The organism is Pontibacter korlensis, assembly GCF_000973725.1.
Classification (GTDB): Bacteria; Bacteroidota; Bacteroidia; order Cytophagales; family Hymenobacteraceae; genus Pontibacter; species Pontibacter korlensis.
Map to the genome: position 1 here is coordinate 4,403,182 of NZ_CP009621.1, position 25,827 is coordinate 4,429,008.

26 protein-coding genes are annotated in these 25,827 nt (G+C 46.0%); 3 read left to right on the plus strand and 23 right to left on the minus strand.

What is annotated here, in order from left to right; all coding sequences use genetic code 11:
* Nucleotides 1-20: 20 nt before the first annotated feature.
* The 15 genes from hisIE to PKOR_RS19025 form a co-directional block, all read right to left on the minus strand.
* Nucleotides 21-632: a bifunctional phosphoribosyl-AMP cyclohydrolase/phosphoribosyl-ATP diphosphatase HisIE gene (hisIE, locus tag PKOR_RS18955; RefSeq protein ID WP_046312754.1), complete on the minus strand. Its 612-nt coding sequence runs from the start codon at nt 630-632 to the stop codon at nt 21-23.
* Between the two features lie 61 nt (nt 633-693).
* Entirely contained in the window at nt 694-1,452 is a 759-nt protein-coding gene (gene hisF, locus PKOR_RS18960; protein WP_046312756.1) for an imidazole glycerol phosphate synthase subunit HisF, read from the minus strand.
* On the minus strand, nt 1,446-2,168 hold the full coding sequence (hisA, locus tag PKOR_RS18965; RefSeq protein ID WP_084694844.1) for a 1-(5-phosphoribosyl)-5-[(5-phosphoribosylamino)methylideneamino]imidazole-4-carboxamide isomerase: 723 nt from the start codon (nt 2,166-2,168) through the stop codon (nt 1,446-1,448). The genes hisF and hisA overlap by 7 nt, the downstream gene beginning before the upstream one ends.
* The gene (gene hisH / locus PKOR_RS18970; protein ID WP_046312758.1) at nt 2,165-2,746 is read right to left on the minus strand and encodes an imidazole glycerol phosphate synthase subunit HisH; all 582 of its coding nucleotides are present in this window, start codon (nt 2,744-2,746) and stop codon (nt 2,165-2,167) included. The genes hisA and hisH overlap by 4 nt, the downstream gene beginning before the upstream one ends.
* A gap of 265 nt (nt 2,747-3,011) precedes the next feature.
* Nucleotides 3,012-4,355, minus strand: a complete 1,344-nt coding sequence (mgtE, locus tag PKOR_RS18975) for a magnesium transporter (RefSeq protein ID WP_046312759.1) — start codon at nt 4,353-4,355, stop codon at nt 3,012-3,014.
* A gap of 47 nt (nt 4,356-4,402) precedes the next feature.
* Nucleotides 4,403-5,137, minus strand: coding sequence for a hypothetical protein (locus PKOR_RS18980; protein WP_148561749.1), 735 nt, complete (start codon nt 5,135-5,137; stop codon nt 4,403-4,405).
* A gap of 103 nt (nt 5,138-5,240) precedes the next feature.
* Nucleotides 5,241-6,251, minus strand: a complete 1,011-nt coding sequence (locus PKOR_RS18985) for a bifunctional 3-deoxy-7-phosphoheptulonate synthase/chorismate mutase (protein ID WP_046312762.1) — start codon at nt 6,249-6,251, stop codon at nt 5,241-5,243.
* A 1-nt stretch (nt 6,252) separates the two neighbouring features.
* Nucleotides 6,253-7,029 carry a tryptophan synthase subunit alpha gene (trpA, locus tag PKOR_RS18990; protein ID WP_046312764.1) on the minus strand — a complete coding sequence of 259 codons (777 nt, stop codon included), beginning with the start codon at nt 7,027-7,029 and terminating at the stop codon, nt 6,253-6,255.
* A complete protein-coding gene (trpB, locus tag PKOR_RS18995; protein WP_046312765.1) occupies nt 7,019-8,209 on the minus strand; it encodes a tryptophan synthase subunit beta in 1,191 nt (396 codons plus the stop codon). The genes trpA and trpB overlap by 11 nt, the downstream gene beginning before the upstream one ends.
* A 42-nt stretch (nt 8,210-8,251) precedes the next feature.
* Nucleotides 8,252-8,875, minus strand: coding sequence for a phosphoribosylanthranilate isomerase (locus PKOR_RS19000; RefSeq protein WP_046312766.1), 624 nt, complete (start codon nt 8,873-8,875; stop codon nt 8,252-8,254).
* Complete coding sequence (gene trpC, locus PKOR_RS19005) at nt 8,872-9,687, minus strand: indole-3-glycerol phosphate synthase TrpC (RefSeq protein WP_046312768.1); 816 nt, start codon at nt 9,685-9,687, stop codon at nt 8,872-8,874. The genes PKOR_RS19000 and trpC overlap by 4 nt, the downstream gene beginning before the upstream one ends.
* A 42-nt stretch (nt 9,688-9,729) precedes the next feature.
* Nucleotides 9,730-10,737: an anthranilate phosphoribosyltransferase gene (gene trpD / locus PKOR_RS19010; protein ID WP_046312770.1), complete on the minus strand. Its 1,008-nt coding sequence runs from the start codon at nt 10,735-10,737 to the stop codon at nt 9,730-9,732.
* A 3-nt stretch (nt 10,738-10,740) separates the two neighbouring features.
* The gene (locus tag PKOR_RS19015) at nt 10,741-11,304 is read right to left on the minus strand and encodes an anthranilate synthase component II (RefSeq protein WP_046312771.1); all 564 of its coding nucleotides are present in this window, start codon (nt 11,302-11,304) and stop codon (nt 10,741-10,743) included.
* 1 nt (nt 11,305) lies between these two features.
* Nucleotides 11,306-12,718, minus strand: a complete 1,413-nt coding sequence (locus PKOR_RS19020; protein WP_046312773.1) for an anthranilate synthase component I family protein — start codon at nt 12,716-12,718, stop codon at nt 11,306-11,308.
* A 269-nt stretch (nt 12,719-12,987) separates the two neighbouring features.
* Entirely contained in the window at nt 12,988-14,340 is a 1,353-nt protein-coding gene (locus PKOR_RS19025; protein ID WP_158453801.1) for a M20/M25/M40 family metallo-hydrolase, read from the minus strand.
* A 402-nt stretch (nt 14,341-14,742) separates the two neighbouring features.
* Here PKOR_RS19025 and PKOR_RS19030 point away from each other — a divergent pair, with 402 nt between their 5' ends.
* Nucleotides 14,743-15,153 (plus strand): hypothetical protein, encoded by a 411-nt coding sequence (locus PKOR_RS19030; RefSeq protein WP_046312775.1) that lies wholly within the window; start codon nt 14,743-14,745, stop codon nt 15,151-15,153.
* 71 nt (nt 15,154-15,224) lie between these two features.
* Here the strand turns inward: PKOR_RS19030 and hisB are convergent, their stop codons facing one another.
* The 6 genes from hisB to PKOR_RS19060 form a co-directional block, all read right to left on the minus strand.
* Complete coding sequence (gene hisB, locus PKOR_RS19035; protein WP_046312777.1) at nt 15,225-16,328, minus strand: bifunctional histidinol-phosphatase/imidazoleglycerol-phosphate dehydratase HisB; 1,104 nt, start codon at nt 16,326-16,328, stop codon at nt 15,225-15,227.
* A 73-nt stretch (nt 16,329-16,401) separates the two neighbouring features.
* The gene (gene hisC / locus PKOR_RS19040) at nt 16,402-17,445 is read right to left on the minus strand and encodes a histidinol-phosphate transaminase (RefSeq protein ID WP_071843165.1); all 1,044 of its coding nucleotides are present in this window, start codon (nt 17,443-17,445) and stop codon (nt 16,402-16,404) included.
* A complete protein-coding gene (gene hisD, locus PKOR_RS19045) occupies nt 17,438-18,727 on the minus strand; it encodes a histidinol dehydrogenase (protein ID WP_046312778.1) in 1,290 nt (429 codons plus the stop codon). Before hisD ends, hisC begins: the two co-directional genes overlap by 8 nt.
* 4 nt (nt 18,728-18,731) lie before the next feature.
* On the minus strand, nt 18,732-19,583 hold the full coding sequence (gene hisG, locus PKOR_RS19050; RefSeq protein WP_046312780.1) for an ATP phosphoribosyltransferase: 852 nt from the start codon (nt 19,581-19,583) through the stop codon (nt 18,732-18,734).
* Nucleotides 19,584-20,318: 735 nt separating this feature from the next.
* Nucleotides 20,319-20,849: a T9SS type A sorting domain-containing protein gene (locus PKOR_RS19055; protein ID WP_046312782.1), complete on the minus strand. Its 531-nt coding sequence runs from the start codon at nt 20,847-20,849 to the stop codon at nt 20,319-20,321.
* 76 nt (nt 20,850-20,925) lie between these two features.
* Nucleotides 20,926-21,612, minus strand: coding sequence for a hypothetical protein (locus tag PKOR_RS19060; RefSeq protein WP_046312783.1), 687 nt, complete (start codon nt 21,610-21,612; stop codon nt 20,926-20,928).
* An 18-nt stretch (nt 21,613-21,630) separates the two neighbouring features.
* Between PKOR_RS19060 and PKOR_RS25865 the strand changes: the two genes are divergently transcribed.
* A complete protein-coding gene (locus PKOR_RS25865; protein ID WP_262501810.1) occupies nt 21,631-21,762 on the plus strand; it encodes a hypothetical protein in 132 nt (43 codons plus the stop codon).
* A gap of 42 nt (nt 21,763-21,804) precedes the next feature.
* On the opposite strand, the gene PKOR_RS25115 is transcribed toward PKOR_RS25865, so the two are convergent.
* Nucleotides 21,805-21,975, minus strand: a complete 171-nt coding sequence (locus tag PKOR_RS25115; RefSeq protein ID WP_158453802.1) for a hypothetical protein — start codon at nt 21,973-21,975, stop codon at nt 21,805-21,807.
* 472 nt (nt 21,976-22,447) lie between these two features.
* Between PKOR_RS25115 and PKOR_RS19065 the strand changes: the two genes are divergently transcribed.
* Entirely contained in the window at nt 22,448-23,320 is an 873-nt protein-coding gene (locus PKOR_RS19065; protein WP_046312785.1) for a DUF2911 domain-containing protein, read from the plus strand.
* A gap of 71 nt (nt 23,321-23,391) precedes the next feature.
* On the opposite strand, the gene PKOR_RS19070 is transcribed toward PKOR_RS19065, so the two are convergent.
* Nucleotides 23,392-25,824: a TonB-dependent receptor gene (locus PKOR_RS19070; protein WP_052738957.1), complete on the minus strand. Its 2,433-nt coding sequence runs from the start codon at nt 25,822-25,824 to the stop codon at nt 23,392-23,394.
* Nucleotides 25,825-25,827: the final 3 nt, after the last annotated feature.

Genomic DNA, 25,827 nt, shown 5'->3' on the forward strand with positions numbered 1-25,827 from the left:
CTTTTTCTTGAAGTTTATAGCTACTTCTTCTGGTGTCGATCCTGCAATACGGCTACTACATCTTTTAGCTCTAACCCTGTGGCTGCCAAAAGTACCAGTAAGTGATAAAGCAGATCTGCCGCCTCACCCTTCATAGTTTCCAGTTCACCAGCTACAGCATCTATCACTGTTTCTACAGCCTCCTCTCCTACCTTCTGCGCTATTTTATTCACCCCCTTTTCAAAAAGAAAGTTTGTATAAGAGCCTTCCGCAGGATTTGCTTTTCGCTCCTGAATCACCTGCTCCAGTTGCGCAATGAATTGTATAGCTGCTGTTCTGTTAGCTTTTTCCTCCTCACCAAAGCAGCTTGTGCTGCCTGTATGGCAAGTTGGTCCATTAGGTTTTACCTTGATGAGCAATGAGTCCGCATCACAATCGCCGGAGATACTAATAACTTCGAGAGTATTACCGGAAGTTTCTCCTTTGGTCCAGAGGCGGTTTTTTGAACGGGAGAAGAAGGTGACCAGCCCCTCCTGCTCTGTTTTTTCGAGTGCTTCCCGGTTCATATAACCCAGCATCAACACTTGTCCTGTATTATTATCCTGTATAACGGCAGGAATCAACCCACCTGTTTTGTCAAAATCTAGCTCCACAATAGAAGAGTTTATAGTTTAAGGGAGAGAGACAGCCTCTCACACTTCTTTACGACCGAAATTATATACGCATTGCTATACCCTGATTAGCCAAGTACTGCTTCAGGTCCGGAATACCAAGCTCGCGGAAGTGAAACAAGCTGGCAGCCAGAGCGGCATCAGCGTTAGCCTTTAAGAATGCATCAGCAAAATGCTCCATATTTCCGGCACCGCCCGAAGCAATAACCGGTACTGGCACTGCCTGTGCCACATCACGGGTAATATCCAGGGCAAACCCAGCTTTGGTACCGTCGTTGTTCATACTTGTCAGCAGAATTTCTCCGGCCCCCAGTTCAACTACCTGCTTCGCCCAATCTACTGTGGCATGCTCTGTTTCCACTGTACCGGCACGGGCATATACTTTCCAGCCGCTGGCTTCGGTATACTTGGTATCAATGGCTACAGTAACGCACTGGCTGCCGAAGCGCTTTGCCAGCTCTTCTACCAACTGAGGGTTTCTAATGGCAGAGGAGTTCACCGAAACCTTGTCGGCTCCGTTTTGCAACAATACCTCCACATCTTCCACTGCGCTAATGCCGCCGCCTACTGTAAAAGGTATATCAATATGCCGCGCAATGTCGCGCACCAATTCGGCAAATGTCTTACGCCCTTCGTTTGTGGCTGTAATATCCAAGAAAACCAGTTCATCGGCACCTTGTGCAGCATACCATTTCGCCAGTTCCACAGGGTCCCCTGCATCCCGGATATTCTCAAACTGTACGCCTTTAACACAGCGGCCGCTTTTAATGTCGAGGCAAGGTATAATGCGTTTGGTCAACATACGAATCGTTCTAAGTCTTTCAGCTGAATAGTACCCTCATAAATGGCTTTACCTATGATGGCGCCTTTAACTCCTATCTCCTGTAGCTCCTCCAGGTCCTGCACGGTCGTAACACCTCCACTGGCAATAACTTCAGCTTCCGGCAAAGTCAGCTTTAGGTGACGGTAAGTGTTGGTAGAAGGGCCCTGTAGCTTTCCATCTTTGCTTACATCCGTACAGATAAACAATTTAGCACCTGTTTTCACATAGCCGGACATAAAATCCTGCAGCGGATATTTGCTCTCCTCGGTCCAGGCACTGATAGCAATGTTGTTGCCCTTAAAATCTGCGCCTATGATAATTTTTTCAGCACCATACTTCAGCAGCCAGCTTTTCACTGTCTCCGGCTCACGAACGGCTATACTACCCGCCGTGATTTGAGCTGCACCCGCATCAAAAGCTTGTTTTACAGCCTCATCAGATTGCAACCCGCCACCAAAGTCAATTGTAAGGTTTGTATTGGCCGCTATATTTTCCAGCACCGCCAGGTTAACAGGCTTGCGTGCCCTGGCTCCATCCAAATCCACTAAGTGCAGGCGCTTAATACCATGGCTTTCGAAGCGTTTAGCTACCTCAACAGGATTGCTGTCGTAGGTGGTTTGCTGGTCGAAGTCTCCTTCTGTGAGGCGTACACATTGGCCTCCAATAATATCTATCGCAGGAATTATCTCCATCATAAGGCTAAAAAGTTTTTCAGTAATTGTGATCCGGCTGGTCCGCTCTTTTCCGGGTGAAACTGAGCCGCATAGAAATTCTTATACTTTAAGGCTGCCGAGAAAGGCGTAGGATAGGCAGACTGTGCAATGGTATACTCGCTTTCAGGCACATAGTAGCTGTGTACATAGTACACATACTCCTTCTCCTGCATCCCTTCAAAAAGTGGCGACTTTAGGTTCTCCAGCTGGTTCCAGCCCATGTGCGGCACTTTTAGATCGGTCTGGAAACGTTTTACGGGCAGCGGTATTATGCCGAGCAAGTCAGTATCACCTTCTTCTGAATGCTGGCAAAGCAGTTGCATGCCCAGGCACACCCCCAGGAAAGGCTGCTCCAGCGTAGGCAGCAGTTTCTCCAGGTTGCGGGCTTTTAGCTGTGCCATAGCCGAGGAGGCCTCACCTACTCCAGGGAAAATCACTTTGTCAGCAGCCCTGATGGTTTCTGCATCGGCACTCAGGGTTGCCTGCACCCCCAGTCGCTCCAGTGCAAACATAACAGACTGCACATTCCCAGCTTTGTAATCAACTATAACTAAATTCATCTGTCTGAATTATGAACTTTATCTTAAATGAACATGGCTACAGATAGCGCTATTCAGGAACAAAAAAGCCTGACTCGGTTCGGAGTCAGGCTTTCTGGATATATAGATCTAATCTTTTAGCAAATCCATAGGCTGGCGGCTCCGAAACTTATGCTTCGTGCATGATGATGATGCATATGAGCCATTGTGCCTTTCATGATAGTACAAAGATATAGTTTCTGAGGTATAAAGTACAGCCAAGACTGAAAAACTTTTGCCTCAGTCGCTACAACAATGTACCTCTCAATATACTGGCCGCTATAGTGAAGTAGATAATGAGCCCTGTTACATCTACCAGTGTAGCCACAAAGGGTGCCGATGAGGTGGCGGGGTCGAGGCCAAGTTTTTGCAGCAGAAATGGGATCATTGACCCGGAGAGCGTACCCCAAAGCACAATACCAATCAGCGAAAAGCCTACAGTAAGACCTATGAGCATAGCGTACTCACCATAGTCGTAGAATCCAGCCTGCTGCCATACAAAAATACGCAGGAACCCTACGGCACCTAATATAAGCCCCAGCAACACCCCAGACAGAACCTCTTTTCGCATCACATACCACCAATCCTTCACCCCCAACTCTTTAATGGCCATGGCCCGTACTATAAGCGTAGCTGCCTGCGAGCCTGAATTACCGCCACTCGAGATAATGAGAGGTATAAACAGAGCTAGCACCACCGCCTGCGCAATCTCCTCCTCAAAAAAGCCCATAGCCGAGGCTGTTAGCATCTCGCCCAGGAAGAGTATGAGCAATACACTCGCCCTTTTGCGCACCAGCGTCATGAGCGGAGTTTCGGTATAAGACAGTTCCAAGGCCTCCAAACCACCGAACTTTTGAATATCCTCGGTATCCCGGCGTTCGATTTCATCAAAAATGTCGTCGAACGTTACTATACCCACTAGCACGCCTGCTTCAGAAACAACCGGCATTACAGCCCGATCATACTTGTTAAACTGCTCAATGGCCTCTTCCCGGCTCATGGTGGTGGTAAGGCTTACAAACTCATAGTCCATCAGCGATTCTATCGTCTGGTCGTCATCTGCCATCAATAGTTTACCGATCCGGATGTCGTCTATTAGCTTGTTCTCCTTGTCTACTATATAAATATGATTCAGCGTTTCTGCTTTTTTGCCATACCTTTTAATGTTGTCAAGTGCCTTCTTGATGGTCCAGCCCTTTTTAGCCTGTATGTAGTACGGCGTCATCAGGCGAGCTATACTTTTCTCAGGGTATCCCAGCAGATTTAGGGCAATGCTTTTTTCTTCTGGAGAGAGAAAGTTGATAGATTCCTTGATGAGGAGATCCGGGAAGTTCTCGAAAATCTGCGTGCGGTCGTCTGGAGCCATGGTCTCCAACATAGCTGCCGTCTCACGGGACCCAAGCTCTTTCAGTATCTCCTCCTGTACCGCGTGGTTAAAGTATGTAAACACCTCTGCTTTCATATCGCCGGGTAGCAATAGAAACGCCAGTATACGCTCTTTCGCGTTCAGCTCAGTTATCGTCTCTGCGATATCGTTCGGGTGCTTGTGACGTAAATCCTTGAGGTTTATTTCAGTGCTTAGTTGATTCATATAATCTTCCTATAAATATCTTCATCAATTAAGGTTAAGGCCGAAGGCTAAGCCAAGCCAAGGTTTATGCTGATAAATCCAGTCGTCCCTGTTTTGTCAAAGAGGTGGTCTATCCCTACAGCCAGGCCAAGTGTAAAGTTGTACAAACCCACTACGCCAGCTACACCATTTAGCAGAGTGACACCTACGTGCTCATAGGCAATCGCTCCCTGTGTAACCCACTGGTTCATACTTGTGGTACCAAGCCCAGTGAAAAAGCCTATACTGTACCCAAAGTGATATATACTTCTGTGCAAGTCCTGAGCTGGTGTGGGCTTGTACCCTATCCTGAATACGTCTTTACGTGCCCCTACATATATGGCTCCCTGAAAGGTGGTGCTGAGTTGCTGCGGAAAGCCCGAAGTTCCCGGCCTGTACTTGAATGGAATGGTCAGCACATCAAGGTCGAACGAGGGTTTAGAAAAAGTATATACCTGTGGCGCAACCTTATCCAGCACCTCAGCTACCGCAATGTCTAGGCTTGCAGTAGTATCCAGTGTATTGCCCAGAACTGGCAAAAGGGATAAGCTAGCTTCTTCTACATCCACATATGCCCTGCAAGTCTCTCCAGCAGGCAGGTGCACTTTATATTCACCCGATGAAAACTCATACATAGGAGAATCACGAAGCGAAGAGCAGGAGGTAAAACACAAAAGCACAATACTGAAACAGCACACCTTTGCCCAAGGCGCTGCATGGCTTATGTTCTTCAATAAGTGACGCTTTATGTACAAATGCAGCATAGGCTTTTTCGACTCTTACGGAAAACAGCACGTGTGATATATAAATTAAAACGCCTGACTCCTTCAGGTGGAGCCAGGCGTTTTATATACTTATCGGTCTAAATTAAAAGCTCTCTCTCAGCTCATAAGCTGCTCGCATTCGGCGGATCAAGCGCTCCGACTCCTGAAAGTCGACTGTCTGTTGTGCATCAGAGAAAGCTTTCTCTGGTGTCTGATGTGTTTCATAGATCACTCCATCTGCTCCAGCCATAACCGCAGCCAACGACATGCTCTCTACATAATCGCGCAGACCAATACCGTGTGATGGGTCTACAATGACTGGCAGGTGCGTTTTCTCCTTCAGCACCGGCACTGCGTTCAGGTCCAAAATATTGCGGTAGGCTTTTTCATAACCACGAATACCACGTTCGCAAAGCATAATTTTCTCGTTACCATTAGAGAAAATGTACTCTGCCGCCTGCAGCAGTTCTTCGATCGTACCAGATATACCACGCTTTAGCAGCACTGGCTTCTGCGCCTCACCCAATGAGTCCAGCAGGTTAAAGTTCTGGCTGTTACGCGCTCCTACCTGGAATACATCTACATAATCGATCATCTCCTCGATCTGAGATACCTGCATTACCTCCGTGATGATTTTGATGCCATTCTCGCGGCAAATACGGTGGAACATCTTCAGGCCATCCAGACCAAGTCCACGGAAAGCATAAGGAGAGCTACGCGGTTTGAATACGCCACCACGCATGATCTTCACGTTGTTTTCCTTCAGGTGCGCTACCACGCTCTCAATCTGCGCCTCGCTCTCTATAGAGCAAGGTCCAGCCATAATACTGAAGTTTCCTTCGCCTACAGTTACACCATCGCCTAAGTCAATACGGGTTGGCTCTACACGCCATTTGCGGGAAATCAGCTTATATTCTTCAGATACGCGGTGAATGTCAGCAACACCCGGCAGCTGCCCGATCTGACGGATATCAAATTCTTTTTTACCGATGGCCACCAGATAGTGCGCCTCCTGTGTTCGTACTTCGTTGGCTTTGTAACCTATTTCCTTTACCTGCTTTAGGATGTTCTCCTTCAGCTCCGCAGGAATCCCTTGCTGCAGTTGTATAATCATATTAGTTTTTGATGCTTTGGATAAATGAAGAAATGTTTTGCTGCAGGCTTCCCTCCTGCTGAAGCGCTTTTACAAAAGCACTTCCGATAATGGCCCCACTGGCATGGTTACAGGCCGAGGCAAAGGTCTCGCGGTCATGAATACCAAAACCGATGACGCCCGGGTTCTGCAGTTTCATGCCTGCCACGCGTTGGAAGTAGGCCTGGCTCTGTTCTGCTAAACCAATGGTTTTACCTGTTGTAGAGGCAGAAGACACCATGTAAATAAAGCCGTTGGTGTGGCTATCGATCTCACGGATGCGTTCTTCCGGAGTTTGCGGCGTGATAAGGAAAACTTTGCTCAGGTTATATTTCTCAAACATCTCCTTATACTCATCCACGTATTCGCGCAGCGGAAGATCCGGCAGAATGATACCATCTATGCCCACTTCGGCCGCTTTTTGGCAGAAGCGCTCCACGCCATACTGCATCACTGGGTTCAAATAACCCATCAGCACCAGCGGTATCTGTGTTTTCTGACGGATGTCTTGCAGTTGCTCGAAAAGCTTCGGAATAGTCATACCATTACGAAGAGCCACTGTGCTGCTCTGCTGAATGGTTGGTCCGTCAGCCAATGGATCAGAGAATGGCATGCCTACCTCAATCAGGTCCACTCCGCTTTTTTCAAGTTCCAGAATAATAGTTTCTGTATCGTCGAGTTTCGGAAAACCTGCCGTAAAATATACCGACAGAAGCCCTTTCTGCTTCTGTTCAAACAGGCTCTTGATTCTATTTTTCATCGAAGTGGAAGTGCTTTAGATAGGTAGATAAGTCTTTGTCGCCACGGCCGGACAGGTTGATCACCACGACATCTTCTGGCTTAGCATTTAGGCGGTCCAATACAGCAAGAGCGTGAGCGCTCTCCAAAGCAGGAATAATACCTTCAAGCCTGGTTAGCTCCAGTACCGCCTGCAGCGCCTCTTCGTCAGTAGCACTCTCAAAGCGGGCACGCTTGCTTTCGAACAGGTGTGCGTGCAGTGGGCCAACTCCCGGATAATCCAGACCTGCCGATATAGAGTAAGGCTCCGTTACCTGCCCATCCTCTGTCTGCATCAGCAGTGTCCGGCTACCGTGAATAATGCCATCCTTACCTAATATAGATGTTGCCGCCGACTCACCAGAATCTACCCCTTTGCCAGCTGCCTCAACGGCTATTAGTTGTACTTCTGACTCATCAAGGTAATGATAAAAGGCACCCGCTGCGTTACTACCACCGCCCACACAGGCTACTACATAAGTTGGTAACTCTGTACCTTCTTTCTCGAGTAGCTGCGCGCGGATCTCCTCTGAAATCACCGCCTGAAAGCGGGCTACCATATCCGGGTAAGGGTGCGGACCAACTACTGAACCAATGATATAATAAGTGTTTTCAGGATTGTTAATCCAGTCACGGATAGCCTCATTGGTGGCATCTTTTAAAGTTTTGCTTCCGCTTGTTGCTGGTACCACCTGCGCTCCCAGCATTTTCATACGTGCCACATTCGGAGCCTGGCGCTCAATGTCAATCTCGCCCATATACACGATGCACTCCAGCCCCATCAGGGCACAAACTGTAGCCGTTGCCACACCATGCTGACCAGCACCAGTCTCCGCAATGATTCGCTTTTTGCCCAGCCGCTTCGCCAACAGTACCTGACCAATCGTGTTGTTAATCTTGTGTGCACCTGTGTGGTTCAGGTCTTCGCGCTTCAGGTACACTTTGGTGTTATACTTCTCCGAAAGGCGTGGCGCAAAGTATAAAGGTGTCGGACGGCCAACATAGTCTTTCAGCAGCGCCTGCAGCTCCTCCTGGAAATCCGGCTCCTGGATGATGCGCAGGTAATTCTGACGCAGTTCCTCCACATTTGGGTAAAGCATCTCCGGGATGTAAGCTCCACCGAACTTGCCGTAAAACCCTTTTTCGTTAACGTGATAGCTCATTTAGTTGAGACTTTAGATATTGTAGAACAAGGCCTGAGCCTATTACTTGTTTCTGATTTGCCTGAAAAGCTCCTTTAGCCCTTCGATGTTCTTTATCCCTGGCTCCTGCTCAAAGCCACTGTTTACATCAATGGCATAGGGCTGTGGACGCACCTTGTCTATGTGCTTTACATTTTCAAGGTTAATTCCACCGCTCAGCAAGTATGGTTTCGGCGAAAGATAACCTTTCAGCAACTCCCAATCAAAAGGAAAACCATTGCCTCCGTATTCTTTACCACGGGTATCGAATAAGAAGTAATCAGCTGAGGACTCGTAAAGCAGTGTGTTCTCAAACACAAATTTGTCATCAACGGAGAATACTTTTATCACCTCTACCCCCATTTCTTTGACCTCTGAACACTCTCTCGGAGTCTCACGACCATGCAGCTGTACTGCATCCAGTTTATACCTAATAACTGTAGCCTTTATGGTTTCGGTAGGGGCATTTACAAACACGCCTACTTTTTTTATACCTGGCGGTAGCTCAGACAACAGCTCAGGGGTAATATGGCCCTCGGCGTAGCGTTTGGAGCCTTCGTAAAAGATAAAGCCCATATAATCGGGCTGCAGCGCTGCCAACTGGCGGATATTTTCCAGGTTGCGCATGCCGCACACTTTTACCTTCATGCCGGAACCTCCTGTTTGTCGAGCAGTTGCTTATATTCCTTTATGAAATTAGCAGCTGCCTGCTCTGGTCTGCTGTTGTGCATGAAGCTCTCGCCTATCAGGAAGCCATTGTAGCCTGCTTCGCGGAGTTCAACCAGCGTCTGTGGCTTGCTAATGCCGCTTTCAGAGATTTTCGTTACGCCAGCCGGAATATGCTTAGCTATCTTGTAAGAAGTATTCACATCCGTCACAAAATCTTTCAGGTTACGGTTGTTTACGCCTACCACGTTCACTTCATCGCTAAGTGTGGCCTCCAGCTCCTCTTTATCACGCACTTCCAGCAGTACTTCAAGGCCGAAAGAACGGGCAAAGGCAGCTAGCTCTTTCAGGCGAGCAGGCTCTAAAGCAGCAGCAATTAAAAGTATGGCATCAGCACCTATCGACTTAGCCTCTACGATCTGGTACTCATCTACAGTAAAGTCCTTGCGCAGAATTGGGCAGTAGTTATACTTGCGGGCAGTCATCAGATCTTCGTTCTTGCCACCAAAGTATGGTCCGTCTGTCAGTACAGACAAAGCAGAAGCACCAGCCTGCATGTACCCAATAGAAGTGCGCTCTACAGAAACATAAGGATTAATGTCGCCTTTAGATGGTGACTTACGCTTGATCTCGGCAATAATACCCGTTTTATCAGAACGCAGCAGGTAACGCTCCAGCGAAATACAAGGTGTTTCGAAGTATAGGCTTTTCTCCAGCAGCTTTACCGGGTAAAGCTCCTTACGCTCGGCCACTTCTTTGTATTTTTTAGCAATGATTTCGTCTAATATGTTCATGAGTTGTGTATTTATCTTGTTGATGAGTAAAGTTGAAAATTGCTAAGCCTCTACCAGATTTTTATCGTTTACCAAGCTGTTAAATAACTGGTAAGCTTTACCAGATTGAAGTGTTTCTTTGGCAATACTAACAGCTTCTTTCAGCTCAAGCTCCGGTTGCGCGCATTGCAACGCCATCCCTGCATTGGCAGAAACTACTGCTACCTGCGCATCTGTACCCCCTCCTTTCAGCACCTTTACAAAAATAGCTGCCGAAGAAGTCACATCGTTTCCACCTTTGATCTGCTCCTGCTGCAGTGTTGGCAAACCAAGTGCGTTGGCGTCTAATAAAGCTTCTTTATTATCTGAAATTACTTTAAATGGGCTGGTCAGGGAAATCTCGTCATACCCATCTAAGGTGTGAAGGATAGTATAACGGGTATCCGTTTGCTGGTATAAGTAGCCATACATACGCGCCAGCTCCAGGCTAAACACCCCCACCAGCTGTCGCTTCGGGAAAGCTGGATTCACCATCGGACCGAGCATATTGAAGAAGGTCTTCACTCCCAGTTCTTTCCTGATTGGCCCCACGCTCTTCATTGCCGGGTGGAACAAAGGCGCATGCAAAAAGCAGATGTTATACTTCTCAATGCTTCGCTCCAGCGCATCAGTATCTGTTGTAAACCTGATGCCTAAGGCCTCTAGTACGTTGGAAGAGCCGCAGGAGGAGGACACGCCGTAGTTACCGTGCTTGGCCACGGCTATACCGTTAGCTGCTACTACAAAAGAAGATAACGTTGAAATATTGAAGGTATCCTTACCATCGCCACCGGTACCACAAAGGTCAATCGGGTTATAGGCATCTAAGTCTACGCGGTGGCAAAGGGCCAGCAGCGCATCACGGAAACCTTCCAGCTCAGCTACCGTGATGCTGCGCATCATAAACACGGTCAGGAAGCTGGAGATCTGGCTCTGGTTATACTTTCCGCCGGCAATGTTCACCAATACCTCACGCGCCTGTTCCTTTGTCAGCGTTTTATGTTCGAATAAGTGATTTAATATCTCTTTCATAGTTTAAGCTTCTAACCAGTTCTTGATCATTTCCTTTCCATGCTCTGTCAGGACTGACTCAGGATGGAATTGCACACCACGTACTTTATGCTCTTTGTGGCGCATGGCCATGATATGTCCTTTCTCATCTACTGCAGTTGGCACCAGGCACTCCGGCAACTCCTGCTCTACCAACCAGGAGTGGTAACGTCCGGTTCCGAACTGCTTCGGCAGACTTTTGAAAAGTGGTTCCTCTTCACAAACTACCTGTACAGGCGTAGCTACACCATGCCATACTTCATTGCTGTTAAACAATTTACCGCCATAAACCTCACCTATTGCCTGATGTCCCAGGCATACTCCGAACATATCCTTGCTAGGGCCATACGTGCGGATAATTTCTTTCAGCAAGCCAGCCTCATCCGGAATACCAGGGCCAGGAGAAAGCATGATCTTGTCGTACTTACCTACTTCCTCCAGCGTAATTTTGTCGTTGCGATGCACTGTTACGCTGGCTCCCAGCTCCTGCAGCAGGTGCACCAGGTTATAAGTAAATGAGTCGTAATTGTCGATTACCAGAACTTCCATATTAATTAATCTCTTGGGCCAGTTGAAGGGCGCGACGCAGCGCCATTAATTTATTATCCACCTCCTGCAGCTCACTCTCTGGGTTAGAAGCAGCCACGATGCCTGCACCTGCCTGGAAGTATAATTTATAGTCTTTGCTCAGGAATGAGCGGATCATGATGGCACTGTTGAAGTTGCCGTTGAAGTCAAGGAAGCCGATGCAGCCGCCGTAAAAGGCACGGTTAGTGTTCTCATATCGGTCAATAAGTTGCATGGCCATATGCTTTGGTGCTCCGGAAAGTGTGCCGGCCGGGAAAGTGCTGGCTACCATTTTCAGGGCATCTTCCTGGTTGTGCAGTATACCAGATACTTTAGAAACGAGGTGAATAACGTGCGAGTAGAATTGTATCTCTCTGAATGTCTCTACCTCTACACTGTGGCCGTTGCGGCTAAGGTCGTTACGTGCCAGGTCTACCAGCATCACGTGCTCCGCATTCTCTTTCGGGTCGGCCAGTAGTTTTTCAGCCAGTGCTGCATCTGCGGCATCATCTCCGGTTCTGCGGAAGGTACCGGCAATAGGGAAAATGCTGGCTTTCTTATCTTTTATTACCAGTTGAGCCTCCGGTGAAGATCCGAAGATCTTAAAGTTGCCGTAGTCGAAGTAAAACAAGTATGGCGAAGGGTTAATGGAGCGAAGGGCACGGTATACATTAAATTCATCCCCCTGAAAGCCCTGAGCAAAGCGGCGAGAAAGCACCAACTGGAAAACATCTCCACGGTAGCAGTGCTGCTTAGCCTTTTCTATGTTCTTAAGGAAGTCCTCTGCACTTATATTATGCTCTTCGTCCCCGGTGGTTTTGAAAGTATAGCTCGGGATGTTGCGGCTATTCAGAAGCGCTTCGAGCTGCGCACTCCCATCATCGTCACCTTGGTTATAGTTATGAGAGAAGATGTAGGCCTCATTGGTAAAGTGGTTGATGGCAATGATGTGACGGTACACTGCATAGTATAGATCCGGAATCCCAGCACGCCCCTCGCGCATAGTTAAGTTTATGTCTTCATAGTAACGCACTGCATCATAGCTCATGTAGCCAAACAACCCGTTATGTATGAAGTTAAACTGCGCATTCTCCTCAACTTCAAAGCTTCTGGAGAACTCCCCTAGCAGCTCCGGCACATTCGTCTCCTTTGTGATATCGGTGCCACGCACACTTCCATCAGGAAAAGTTTCTGTAAGCACCTCGTTCTCTGCCTTTATACTTGCCATTGGGTTGCAGCAAATGTATGAGAAGCTATTTTCAGCTCCATGATAGTCAGAGCTTTCCAAAAGAATGCTGTTCGGGAATTTATCGCGCAACTTCAGGTACACACTTACTGGCGTAAGGGTATCTGCCAGAAGGCGCTTGAAGGTGGTGCGGAGCGTATACTTTTTCATGGTTTACTCTAGGGTGATTAAAAACAAAAGGCCTGCTGTTCTTGGTGAACAGCAGGCCTTTTAAACCTTTATCTTTTGCTAATTCTATCGCTTCATTGAGGATATAGCAGTGCTGCTCACGTTATTTTCTGTAACGTGCCACCACCATGCCATATGAAGATTCTGAATCATTATATCTATTTCGTTGTGCAGAGGAGCTTGCTCTTCCCTCTTACACTTGCAAATGTATAGGCTAAAATGGTAAGTCCAAACATTTGTGCGGAAAAATTTTACGCACCGCTTACGCCCCATGGCATTTCTGGCGTGTCAACATCTACTATCTCCTCCTGTTCCTCAGTGCCGCACGTGTTTCTGATAAGCTTCTCATAAAACAGCACACTATTCTCTAGTACCTCTACAGACAAACGCTCGTTCACATTGTGTACCAGCGTTGCGTTATCACGGTTAACTACCTGTGGCGCAAAACGGAAGATGTTATTTGTCAGATTTGAGTAATGCTTGGAATCTGTGGCACCAGGAAAAAGTGCCGGCACCACTAACACATCCGGAAATACATCTAATATAGAAGCCTTAAGTGCGGCAAACTGCCATGTATCTGTTGCTGTAACCGGAGAAGGTGGAGTATACACACCGTAGCGTTCAATCTTCACCCGATCGTCTTTTATTGCCTTACGCACGTGCTTTAGTACTGTCTGCTCATCTTCTCCATTGAGAATACGCACATTTAGTATGGCAGTAGCCTCTCTTGGCAGCACATTATGCTTATCACCAGAGGAAATAATAGTTGGTACTAATTTGGTGCGTATTAGCGCATCCGTGGCACGGTCTTCTGAAAGCTTCTTTAGTATTTTGCCTTTGAAGAGCCAGTAGTGGCGCATGGCAAACTTGTATTTCCCTCCTAGCTTCTCAGCCAGGACTTCCACAGTTTCGCGGGTTGTTTCTGTCATGCGGGCCTCAAATGGGCTATCGTGCAAGCGCTGAATAGAGCGGCTCAGAATACTGATAGGTGTGTCATCTGGTGGAATGGATGAATGCCCACCGCCTCCTTCCACAGTCAGTAACAGATTAAGATTTCCTTTAGCAGCAGTACCAACCAATGCAAGGGGTTCTTCTATGCCAGGCATGGCACCTTCGGCTACAGCAAGGCCTTCATCAAACATTGCCTCCAGCTGCACACCCTGTTGCTGCAGATGTCTGCTTATCATGCTGGCTCCGTCATTGCCGCCTATCTCTTCATCATGGCCGAAAGCAAGATATAAAGTGCGTGGTGGTTCATAGCCTTGGCTAAGCAGTTGCTCCACAGCTTCCAGCATAGCAATCACGCGGTATTTGTCGTCCATAGTGCCGCGCCCCCAAACATAGCCGTCTTTAACCTCTCCTTTATAGGGACCCTCTTCCCAGGCACCTTCAGAAGCAGCCTCAACAGGTACCACATCCAGGTGTGCACTAAACATGACCGGTTTTAAGTATTTATCACTTCCTTTCCAGGTATAGAGCAAGCTGTAGTTATTGATAACCTCCAGCTGCAGTTGCTCGTGCACCAACGGAAAAGCTTCTTTTAGGTAAGCATGCAGTTTTGTGAACTCTTCATACTCGAATTTATCTGCATCTAGTGATGACACAGTCTTATAACGGACTGCCGCAGCCAATTTTTCAGCTACTGCTGATTTTTTGGAAACGGCCGTACTGTCTGTGCCTGCATAGGTTGAGAATGAAAAACTGAGTAAAAGTGTGAGGCTAAAAATTAAATACTTCATAAACGAATGATGCATCGCCTGAAATCTTTCCTTCGGTTGCATCCTATTTTTGGAAAGTTGGACTTATCACCGCTAAGCGGTCGCTGAAAAATTAATATACTGATTATCTGACACATTTAACAGCAGTATTGTTCCAAATATAATGAAGGCTTCGTTTTTGCTCATTTCTGCCTATCTGAAAGGACTGAAGGAAAAGGTAAGTTTTACTTGAGATTGTCGGCTTGTGGTGTTTAATTTGTAGCCCTTCCATTGAAAAGTATTGTTTTTATGAGACAAACTCGAAGTGAGCTTCTATACAGAGATACCACCATCGCCATAGAATTTAATCCGGCTGATGAATGGATCTATGTAAACTGGAAAGGATATCAGAACCGGGAATCTGTAATGGACGGTTGTGAGAAGATATTGGAGCTAATGATAGAGCATGCATGTTTCCGTATCTTGAACGATAACACAAATGTGGAGGGACAATGGTCGGCAGCTTCCCGCTGGCTGGCAGAGGACTGGTTTCCAAGAATGCATGAGCATGGGCTTCAGCTCTTTGCCTGGGTGTACTCTTCTAGCGTACTTAGCCGCCTTTCTACAGATAAAGCAGTGAGGCTTGCTGATTATCCAGATTATATAAAATCGTTCGACAACATCGAACATGCTAAAGACTGGCTGAGATCAAGGGTATAACAGCCTCGAAATAAAACAGAAAGAGGCGATAATTAGTATTATCGCCTCTTTCTGTTTTTAGCAGGCATGTCTTATAGTATGCCTTTTGTACTAGGAATGTTGTTGTCGTTTAAGTCGCGCTCGATGGCTACGCGAATGGCACGGGCAAACCCCTTGAAGATAGCTTCAATTTTGTGATGCTCATTGTCTCCCTCCACCTTAATGTTCAGGTTAGCTTTTGCTGTATCTGAGAAAGACTTAAAGAAGTGGAAAAACATTTCGGTAGGCATACCTCCCACTTTCTCACGTTTGAACTCAGCATTCCATACAGCCCATGGGCGACCGCTGAAGTCGATAGCCACCTGCGCCAGCGCCTCATCCATAGGCAGTATAAAGAAGCCATAGCGACTGATGCCTCTCTTATCTCCTAGGGCTTGCAGGAATGCCTCCCCAAGAGCTAAACCTGTATCCTCTATCGTATGGTGCTCGTCTATGTGCAGGTCGCCTTTCACCTCAATCTGTAAATCAATCTTAGCGTGCTTACCTATCTGCTCCAGCATATGATCAAAAAAGCCGATACCAGTACTGATACGCATTTTACCAGAGCCATCCAGGTTCACCTCTACCAGGATATCGGTTTCAGATGTGCTGCGACGAACGCGCGCAGTTCGACCAGTGCGCTGATGCTTTAGGAAAGTATAGATTTCGTCCCAGTTGTTTGTGCTCAAGGCTGCTCCGTCTGCTTTAGACTCTCCAATAAAAATAGCCTTGGCTCCAAGGTTCTGCGCCAGCTTTACATCAGTCAGGCGATCGCCGATAACAAAGCTGTTCTCCAGGTCATACTCACCAGACAGGTAGCGCTTCATCATGCCTATGCCCGGCTTTCGCGTCTCCAGTCCTTCGTGCTCAAAGCTCCGGTCAATAAGTATGTCGTCAAACTTGATTCCTTCAGTCTCCAAGATTTCCAGCATCTTGTTCTGGTAAGGCCAGAAAGAACCTTCTGGATAGGAGTCGGTGCCTAGCCCATCCTGATTGGTTACCATTACAAATTCATAATCCAGCTCGCTGTAGATTTTAGCCAGGTTACTGATGGATTTTGGTATGAAGGCAAACTTCTCGAAGGAGTCTACCTGATAGTCCGTTTTAGGCTCCTCCAGTATGGTGCCATCACGGTCAATAAAGAGTGCTTTTTTCATTTATAATTACGTGTCTGTTTACACATATCGGGACGAAAGCACATGTGCTATTGTGCAAGATATGTGACTCGCTCTAAAACTCTGAAATGGCTTGTAATAGCTTCTGGTTCTCTTCCAGTGTGCCTACAGAGATGCGCAAGCAACCTTCACAGCCAGGTAAGCTAGAACGGTTACGCACCACTATTCCTTTATCAAGCAAGTAATTATACATACGATTAGCATCTTTTACTTTAACAAGTATAAAGTTAGCATCGGAAGGATAAACGTGCTCCACAGAGGCCATTGTTGGCAGAGCATGCATTAGTAGCTCACGCTCCTGCACGATCTCTTCTATCATATCCTGTAGTGCTTCCTGGCGCTCTAACGCCTGCAGCGCAAGCTCCTGAGTAGCCTCGTTGATATTGTAAGGCGGCTTAATCTTATCTAATACTGAGATAACTTCTTCCGAAGCGAAGGCCAATCCTAATCGCAGACCTGCCATGCCCCAGGCTTTGGAGAAAGTCTGCAGCACTACCAAGTTAGGAAATTCCTTAAGACGCGTAGTACAGCTAAGTGCATCAGCAAAGTCGATGTAAGCTTCATCAACTACTACTAAACCATTGAATGCTCGAAGAATGTCTTCTATACTTTCCTGCTCAATAAGGTTACCGGTTGGGTTGTTAGGAGAGCAGATGAAGATTATTCGGGTAGTAGGTTTTACATGCAGTAACACTTCCTCTACCGGAATCTGAAAATCCTTTGTCAACTGCACAGCATCCATCACCACCTCATTCAGGTTAGCTGATACCTCATACATCCCGTATGTTGGCGGCAGGTGCAACATACTGTCCTGACCTGGACGGCAAACCATGCGGAACAGAAGGTCGATTGCTTCATCGGAGCCATTACCCAAGAAGATCTGCTCCGGCTGCACACCTTTGATTTCAGCAATGCGTTCCTTCAGCTTCTTCTGATGCGGGTCCGGATAGCGGTTATACTTCTCGCCAGCCAAGCTACCAAGATTGTTCTCATTTGCATCCAAAAACACACTGGCAGAGCCCTTAAATTCGTCACGCGCCGAAGAGTAGGCTTTCATTTTCAGCACATTAGGCCGAATAATATCTTGTAGATTAAACACGGTTTAGTTCTTTAAGTCGAATGGATACGGCATTTTTGTGCGCTTCAAGCCCTTCGGCCTCAGCCATTGTTTCAATGGTCTGCCCGATATTCTGTAACCCCTCACGCGTAATGTACTGGAACGTTATCTTCTTCACGAAGCTATCGAGGGAAACACCGCTATAGGCACGTGCATAGCTGTTGGTAGGCAAAGTATGGTTGGTACCAGAAGCGTAGTCACCAGCACTCTCCGGACTAAAGTGCCCCAGGAAAACAGAACCAGCGTTTGTGATTCCATCCATCAGTTCCTCAAAATCAGAAACAGACAGTATAAGGTGCTCCGGTGCATAGAGATTAGAGAAGTCAAGCATCTCTTGTTTGCTGCCTAGAACAATACCAAGGCTGTTCTCTAGTGCTTTGGCTGCAAAGTCTTTGCGAGGCAGTACCTCCAGCTGTACATTAAGCTCCTGCTCTACTTTTTCTAACACACTTTCTGAAGTAGTTAGTAAAACTACTTGAGAGTCCGCTCCATGCTCAGCCTGCGAGAGTAGGTCGGCCGCCACAAAGGCAGGATTTGCGCTCTCATCAGCAATCACCAACACCTCTGATGGACCTGCAGGAAGATCTATTGCCACACCAGCTTTGCTCACCAACTGCTTGGCAACTGTTACATATTGGTTGCCCGGGCCAAAGATCTTATAAACGGCAGGTACACTTTCAGTACCAAAAGCCATGGCAGCGACAGCCTGTGCACCACCAGCTTTTACAATGCGTGTCACCCCTAACAAAGAGGCCGTATAAAGTATAGCAGGATGAATACTTCCATCTTTGGCAGGTGGCGTACAAAGTATAACATCTTTGCAACCAGCTATTCGTGCTGGTACACCTAGCATAAGCAAAGTAGAAAACAAGGGGGCTGTACCACCCGGAATGTATAAGCCTACTTTATCAATGGCTACACTTTTACGCCAGCAGGAAACGCCGGTCATGGTCTCCACCTGTTTTACAGGCTCTGCTTGCTGCGTATGGAACAGCTGTATGTTGCTGTAAGCCTGCAGGATCGCTTCTTTAAGTTCTTGCGGTACTTTACTTTCTGCAGCCGCAATTTCTTCTTCTGTTGCTAAGAGGCTCTGCAGCTGAACGCCATCGTACTTTTCTGCAAGCTGCAGTAAGGCATTGTCTCCCTGCTCCTTTACAAGCTGAAATGTTTCCAGTATTCCCGGCTCCAACTCCTCCAGGTTTTTGGTAGGGCGCTGTACAAGGTCTGCCCAGGCCGCAGTAGCCGGCTGTATAATCTTACGCATAATTTTATACAATCATTTTTTCAATTGGCACCACCAATATACCTTGTGCACCTGCAGCCTTTATCTTTTCGATAATTTCCCAGAAGTCATCTTCGTTTACAACAGAGTGGATTGAACTCCAACCTTCCTCGGCCAATGGCAGCACCGTAGGCGCCTTAATGCTTGGCAACAGTTGGCTTATTTCTTCAATTTTATCATCTGGCGAATTTAGAAGAATATACTTGGCTTTACGCGCGCGCTGCACGGCATGCACACGGAACAGCAGTTTCTCTAATATCTCACGCTTTTCCTGTGGCAGCTCCTGGTTAGCAATCAATACTGCTTCAGATTTAAACACACGTTCCACCTCTTTTAACCCATTGCTGATAAGTGTGCTGCCTGAGCTAACTATATCGCATATAGCTTCAGCTAGTCCTATACTTGGTGCAATTTCTACAGACCCACTGATCGTATGGATGTGCGCTTGTACCCCCTGCTCATCTAAAAATGCCTGCAGCAGATTAGGATAAGACGTGGCGATGTTCTTTCCGTTCAGGTCAGAGATGGAGTTATAGTCTGCACTCTTAGGCACAGCAAGAGACAGACGGCATTTAGAGAAACCCAGCGCTTCTACAGTAAGCTCCTGCTTGCCTTCTTCTACCAGCACGTTCTGGCCAACTATGCCAATATCAGCCACACCATCGGCCACATAGCCAGGTATATCATCATCGCGAAGAAAAAGAATTTCCAGCGGAAAGTTAGTGCAGGCGGTTTTTAGTTTTAGGGAGCTGTTAATGAAAGAAATACCGCACTCCCGGATCAGGTTCAAAGAGTCATCGCTCAACCTGCCAGACTTCTGTATTGCTAATCGTAGCATACTATTGGATATAGTAAAAGTATGAATTTAGAAAAAGATTATAAGCCTTGCGAGTTGCAAGGTTAAAACGGGCCAACGCCCAGCGGGGGCAATATAGTTGTATTGATTCCTCTTACGAGGAATGATGGATATGGTGGAAATGTACAGGCGCAGCCTGAGCAGCGGGTGCTGACCAGCTAAGTGAAGGGCTATATGTTGGATAGGCTTTGCTCATGTACTTGTCGCAAAGTAAACTTCTTTTGCGCTTAAATAAAAATTATCCTCAGGTAAAAATGCTGCCTGAGGATAATTATTTGTAATTGGTTGTATTTGAAGTGCAATTAGAGTCTAAAAGTAGCTTGTACTATTCTGCAATTAGTCTGATAAGCTTTTGTAAAATAAATCTGCAAACAATCATAATTAGTAAACTGCTATGTTTGTGATGCAGTATTACCTGCAAACACTTTAATCTAAAGTAATCTATGCAGCTATACCACCAGAAAATAAAAAGGTTGTCTTTGATTGCATACAAGCTACAAGGTTATCAAAGTTTAAACTTCATGCAGCAGTTGGGCTTGCCTTCTTAGAAGTATCACATTCAGCAAGATATGTCTCTACTGCTACTTTAACTTTAAGTAAAAAAAGCTTCTTCTTTTTAGTGAAATTTTTCTGAAGGATACACGAGTTTATTTTACAGCTTTAGCTCTTGGGCTATCAGCTTGATTCGTTTTCAAACTGACGCAGACTCCATAAAAGCTATCTCCTCAGAACCATCTTGATTGTTTTAACGCCTGACGAAGTAACAAGCCTAGCGAAGTAAACTCCCTCTGGCAGACTACCAGCAGCAAACTCATACTCATAAAGCTTACCCGCTTCAGCAACGCCCACATCAAACTTTCTTACACTAGCTCCATTCACATCGAAAACTTCCAAGCTAAAGCTCTGCTCCTTCTCCATCGAAAAAGAAATGTTCGTTTTGTCGTTGTAAGGGTTAGGGTAGTTAAGGTACTTAGGTGTCTCTAGAGCATCAGGCACAATAGTGCTAGTTGCAACTGAGCTCTTGCTTGAGGCTGTTTTAACATTCGGTGTATGAATAACAATTGAGCCTCCGCCTAATGACGTTATAGGATCAGCATCATCTGAAATACCCAATTCTTTATCATAAACAACTGCATCTCCGTTATTCTTATCCCATATCTTAATTCGGAATTCATCAGATGTTTTTGTTGCCGCTAAGTCACCATCTGTTGCTGTTAACATAAAGCCGTAGTTGCCAGATCCATTCATAGTACCAGTACCTTTATACTGTGCTTTTGAACCTGCTACATTAAGCCATTCATAGGCTGTACTTCTAAAGTTAAGGTTACCGGTTGGCCAGTGCAGCCGTGATACCCTTGGGATTAACAGTTAGTGTAGCAGCACTACTAAATACACTTGTACTACATCCCGAAACAACTACACGGTACTGGTACCCGTTCATATCAACAGTTGGCGCAGTAACAGTATAAGAAGATGAGTTTGCTCCAGCTATGTTACTCCACGTAGCTCCCATCGAAGTAGACAACACCTGCCACTGGTACCCTGATACAGAACCAGAAGGAGTCACAGAAAAAACTGGATCAACATTATTACCATAAGTGGTAATTTGATTTGCAGGTTGAGAAGCAGCGGCAATGGTAGGTGCTATACAAGATGCTACATAAACTCCTGTTATAGTGTTAGCTCCATTATTAGGTAGTTTGTAAGAGTTGGTCGGCCCTGTTTGTGTGCTTGAACCAGCAGTGACTGTTGTACTTCTATACAAAACTCCTGCTACTGTAATATCAGGGAAAGTATAGTTTATATGATCATCTTTTGGTACTGCTATAGCAACCGGAGTAGCAGGTGGGGTAAAGGTTTCGGTTGAGAAAGAAGTTCCAGATGTAGCATTGATTCTGTACAAAACTTTCAAAGAAGTTGCAGAAGGTAGTCCTGAAGCAGCGAATGTAACATTTGCGTCCGTAAAATGAGTAAATGCTTCAGCCTTGGATTCCTGTCCTACAACATGCACATCAAAAGCAACACCTAAATGTCGCTCCTCAATCTGATATCTTATCGTCCACTTGCCATCCGCATCAACAGCAACATTATGATAATCATGCTGATGTTCTTCATGATAAGCTGGCGTTTCTTTAAAGTGAACATCCGCATACTGATCTAAAGTCTAACCGGTGCCAGTAATGATAGCAATTTCTCCCGGCGCTTAATCATCTTTATCAGATGTATCCGTGGGCAAGGGTATACCCGCATCTGTGTAGGCATTCTGTGCATGAGCACTACCAGCACCCAGCAAGAGAAGCGCTAAAATCAGCAATAACAGCTGATTAAGAACACGCTTCCCTAATAATTGTGATTGTAGAGGTGTTACATTCATATATGTAAAAGGTTAAAAATGGTTTTCAGCTATAGAAATCAGAAGATGTAAGATAATATAAACCAATTTATTACCTGCTATGAGGTAATTAGTTGCTTCTTATCATCTTCTTTAGATGATAGATTAGGAAAGGTAGTACATTACTGTTGGAATTATTAAAAATTAAATACGCATGATACAATAAGTCAGATACCTATACAACCCAAACTGCTTATTAGCTGCATTTATTTTGTATTTATTTAACTTATTTCATTTTTCTTAGTGCAATGTATTTACTTTATAACATAAACACGACATAATCAGCATGTTATCCCCATGCAATACTCCCTACCAGAAGGCTTTAAACTGAGATGAGCAATCGCATAAAGTTTCTTAGCTTTGCAACCTAATATTTATTGAGTAGCCTTTTCCTTGGCATAATTTTTTCGGTTAAAGAATCGGAATCAAAGATTCACTCAAGGACAGTAGCACCATGAAAAAATACATACTTAGCTTTTTCTTATTCGCAATTTTACTTCTAACTGAAGGTGGAAGTGCTTGGGCACAGGTTCAGCTACCCCAGGCAAGTCCTGCAGCTATGCTGCGTCAGACGATAGGACTCACTGATATTACAGTTAATTATCATGCACCTAGTGTTAGAGGACGTAAGGTTTTCGGTGAATTAGTACCCTATGGTCAGTTGTGGCGAGCTGGTGCTAACGAGGCTACCTTAGTTACATTTCAGGATGAGCTATTTTTAAATAATGAGCGAGTGCCAGCAGGTACTTACTCGTTTTTTATCTTCCCTCAAAGCGATTCGCTGTGGCATGTAGTGCTGAATAAAGACACTACCCTTTGGGGCTTGGAGGGTTATAACGAGTTGGATGATGTAGCTTATCTGGAAGTAAAACCTGTAAAAACCGCTGATTTCACTGAAACCATGCAATTCTCATTTTCCGATATAACGACTAATAAGGCCAAGTTAAACCTCGCCTGGGAGAACACTAAAATATCGCTGAGTATTGAGACTGATGTAGAGAAAAAGGCACTGGCTAATATCAACTATGCTCTGGCCAATGCCGCTGCCGATGATTGGTATACATGGGCACAATGTGCCGAGTACATGCTGCCCCGCAAAGAGCACCATCAAAAGGCCTTGGAGTGGATCAACAAGTCGATCGCTATAAAAGAAAACTTCTACAACAACTGGATTAAGGCGAAGCTTTATGCCTACAACAAAGAATATCAAATGGCTGCCACACTGTCAGCGAAAGCAATGCAGTTAGGTAATTCTGAACCCGAAAGCTACAAAACCTACGCTAAGCAAATAGAGACAGCTTATAGCGAGTGGAAGAAGCGAAAATAACAGTCGGACGGTACTGAAATCAGAAACGCCTCGGGGAGCATCGATACGTTAGCTCCCCGAGGCGTTTTAGCTTAAAATCTTGCAACAAAGCGCAGGTTTAGCCGCCGGCCTGTTAGATAGTTTGGAACTGCATAGGTAACACCGCTCACGTCTCGCACATAGTTGTATGAAACCCTGTTCTTGGCATCAATCAAGTTCAGTACTTCCAGGCCTACCCATAAGCTTTCTAGTCCATACTTCTTACGCTCCACTAAATCACTCTGCACCACTATCACTTTAGAAAAACCGATATCCACCCGCTTGTATGAACGACCACTAAAGGCATTTCTATACTCTGGCTGGCGTGGCGGCCCAAAAGGCAAACCGCTACCATACACCAGATTCAGATACATTCTAACGGTTGGATTATCAGGTAGGTGGTCCTGGAAAAAAACACCTACATTCAGCAACTGGTCGGTAGGTCTGCGAATATAACCTTGCTCCTGCTTCCCTATCAACTTGCCTTGAGCATTGTATAGTGATAGGGAGTCGCCCTCTACATTTTCTTTTGTTGTAAGCACACCCAGGCTTAGCCAAGACTCTGCACCTGGAATAAATTCTCCGTTAACACGCACATCAAAACCTGCAGCATAGGCTTTAGCATTGTTCTTAGCATAATACCGGAGGCGCACATTGTCCAGATCATAAGGAATCACGTTGGTCATCCACTTATAGTAGGCTTCTGTGGTAAGTTTAAAATCACGTCCCCATGCCTCAAATAAGTAGTCGCTGCCCACAATGGCATGAATGGCTCTCTGTGCTTTTAGATCTGGGTTAAGCTCTCCTTCAAAATTGCGAAGCTCTCGGTAAAAAGGAGGCTGATAGTATAAACCGAGCGCTGTTTTGAAAGACAGGTTTGGGTTATGCCTAGTTATAAAGGAATACTGTATCCGAGGAGAGATATTTAGCTCCCCATTATATTCCCAGTATGTGGCACGAAGGCCATATGTTATAGTCTTGAGTGAGTCCAGCTCAAAGGTGTGTTGCAGATAACCACTGTAGCGTAGCGTATTCAGGTTAAGCTGAGAATTAAGGTAGTAGTCCTGTGCTACATAGTCTGCTGAGTCAGTGAAGCCATACTCCACAAGTTTATCCTCAATATTTTCTGAGTTTATCTTGACTCCAAAACGTAGTGTGCTTCGCTGACTTAAACGCCAGTTGTTCCGCAGTTCAGCGGCCAACATACGAGCCAGCAGAACATTACGGGCATGATTAAACTCGCTCCCAACACCTCGCTCCTGTTGGCACTCGCCAAAGTTGTTACCATTGGTGCCCACATCGCACAAACGATAGCCTGCTTCCACGTCTCTAAACTCTCTCTCACGGGAATGCACTCCAGAAAGTATAAGCTCCGAAGTATAATTTAGGGTGAAGCGGTGGGTCAGGTTTATACCTGCCTGGTAGGTGGCATACTCCATCTGCTCCTGCCCATCAAAGCCAATGGCTAACCTGAGCGGGGTGTTACGTGTACCGAAAGTTGTAACTTGAGATTCCGGCTCCACCCGAAAATCGTTTTTTGCATAGCTAGTGAGGATACCTATGGTCGTGCGGCCAAGGGAAGGGGTATCTTTGGACAAGTCGATATGCACATAGGCCTGTGCGTCGGAGAAAATAGGGTTATACTTACCATCCGTCTGAAGGCCTCGAAGAATATACTGACCATTCTTATGCCTGGCGCCAAAAAGATAAGAAACCCTCTTGTTTTTAGAAGCTGACTCTAAATGTACAGAACCACCAGTAAGCCCTCCGCTTACTGATGCAGCAAATTCTGTAGGCTGCTTATACATTATATTGAGTACTGAAGATAGCTTGTCGCCATACCTCGGCTGCCAACCACCAGAGGAAAACTGTATGTCCCCCACCAAATCAGGGTTTACAAAGGAAAGCCCCTCCTGCTGTGCTGCGGTTATCAGAAAAGGTCTGTAAATTTCAATATTGTTTACATACACCAGGTTCTCATCGTAGTTACCGCCACGCACTGAGTACGTACTAGAGAGCTCATTATTACTGGTAACACCTGGTAAGGTAACCAGGATCTTGTTGAAGTCACCGAAAGCAGATGGGAGGTTTTTAACATCCCGGGAGTCTAAGGTTGTGAGGCTAACCCGCTCCCTTGTATCATTGCCCTTTGCTCGAACATCAATGGTTTGTAGCTGCTGCAGATCAGGCTCAAGTATAAACTGCAGGTTCCTGGTTTCTCCTGAGCGTAGCTTTAGCGTTTGGTCTAGCTCTTTATAGCCTAAATACCGCACCGATACCACCAACTCCTGTTCTACAGGCACAGCAAGTACAAAATCGCCCGCTGCATTTGTTTGGGCGCCAATGGAGGTACCCTTTATTGCCACTGTAGCTAACTCAAGTGGTTCGCGGTGCTGGTTTAGCACCTTACCAGTGAGTTTAGCCTGTTGTGCTGAAACACCTAACGGCAAAAGCATAAGAAACCATACCGACAGATATTTCAGCATCAG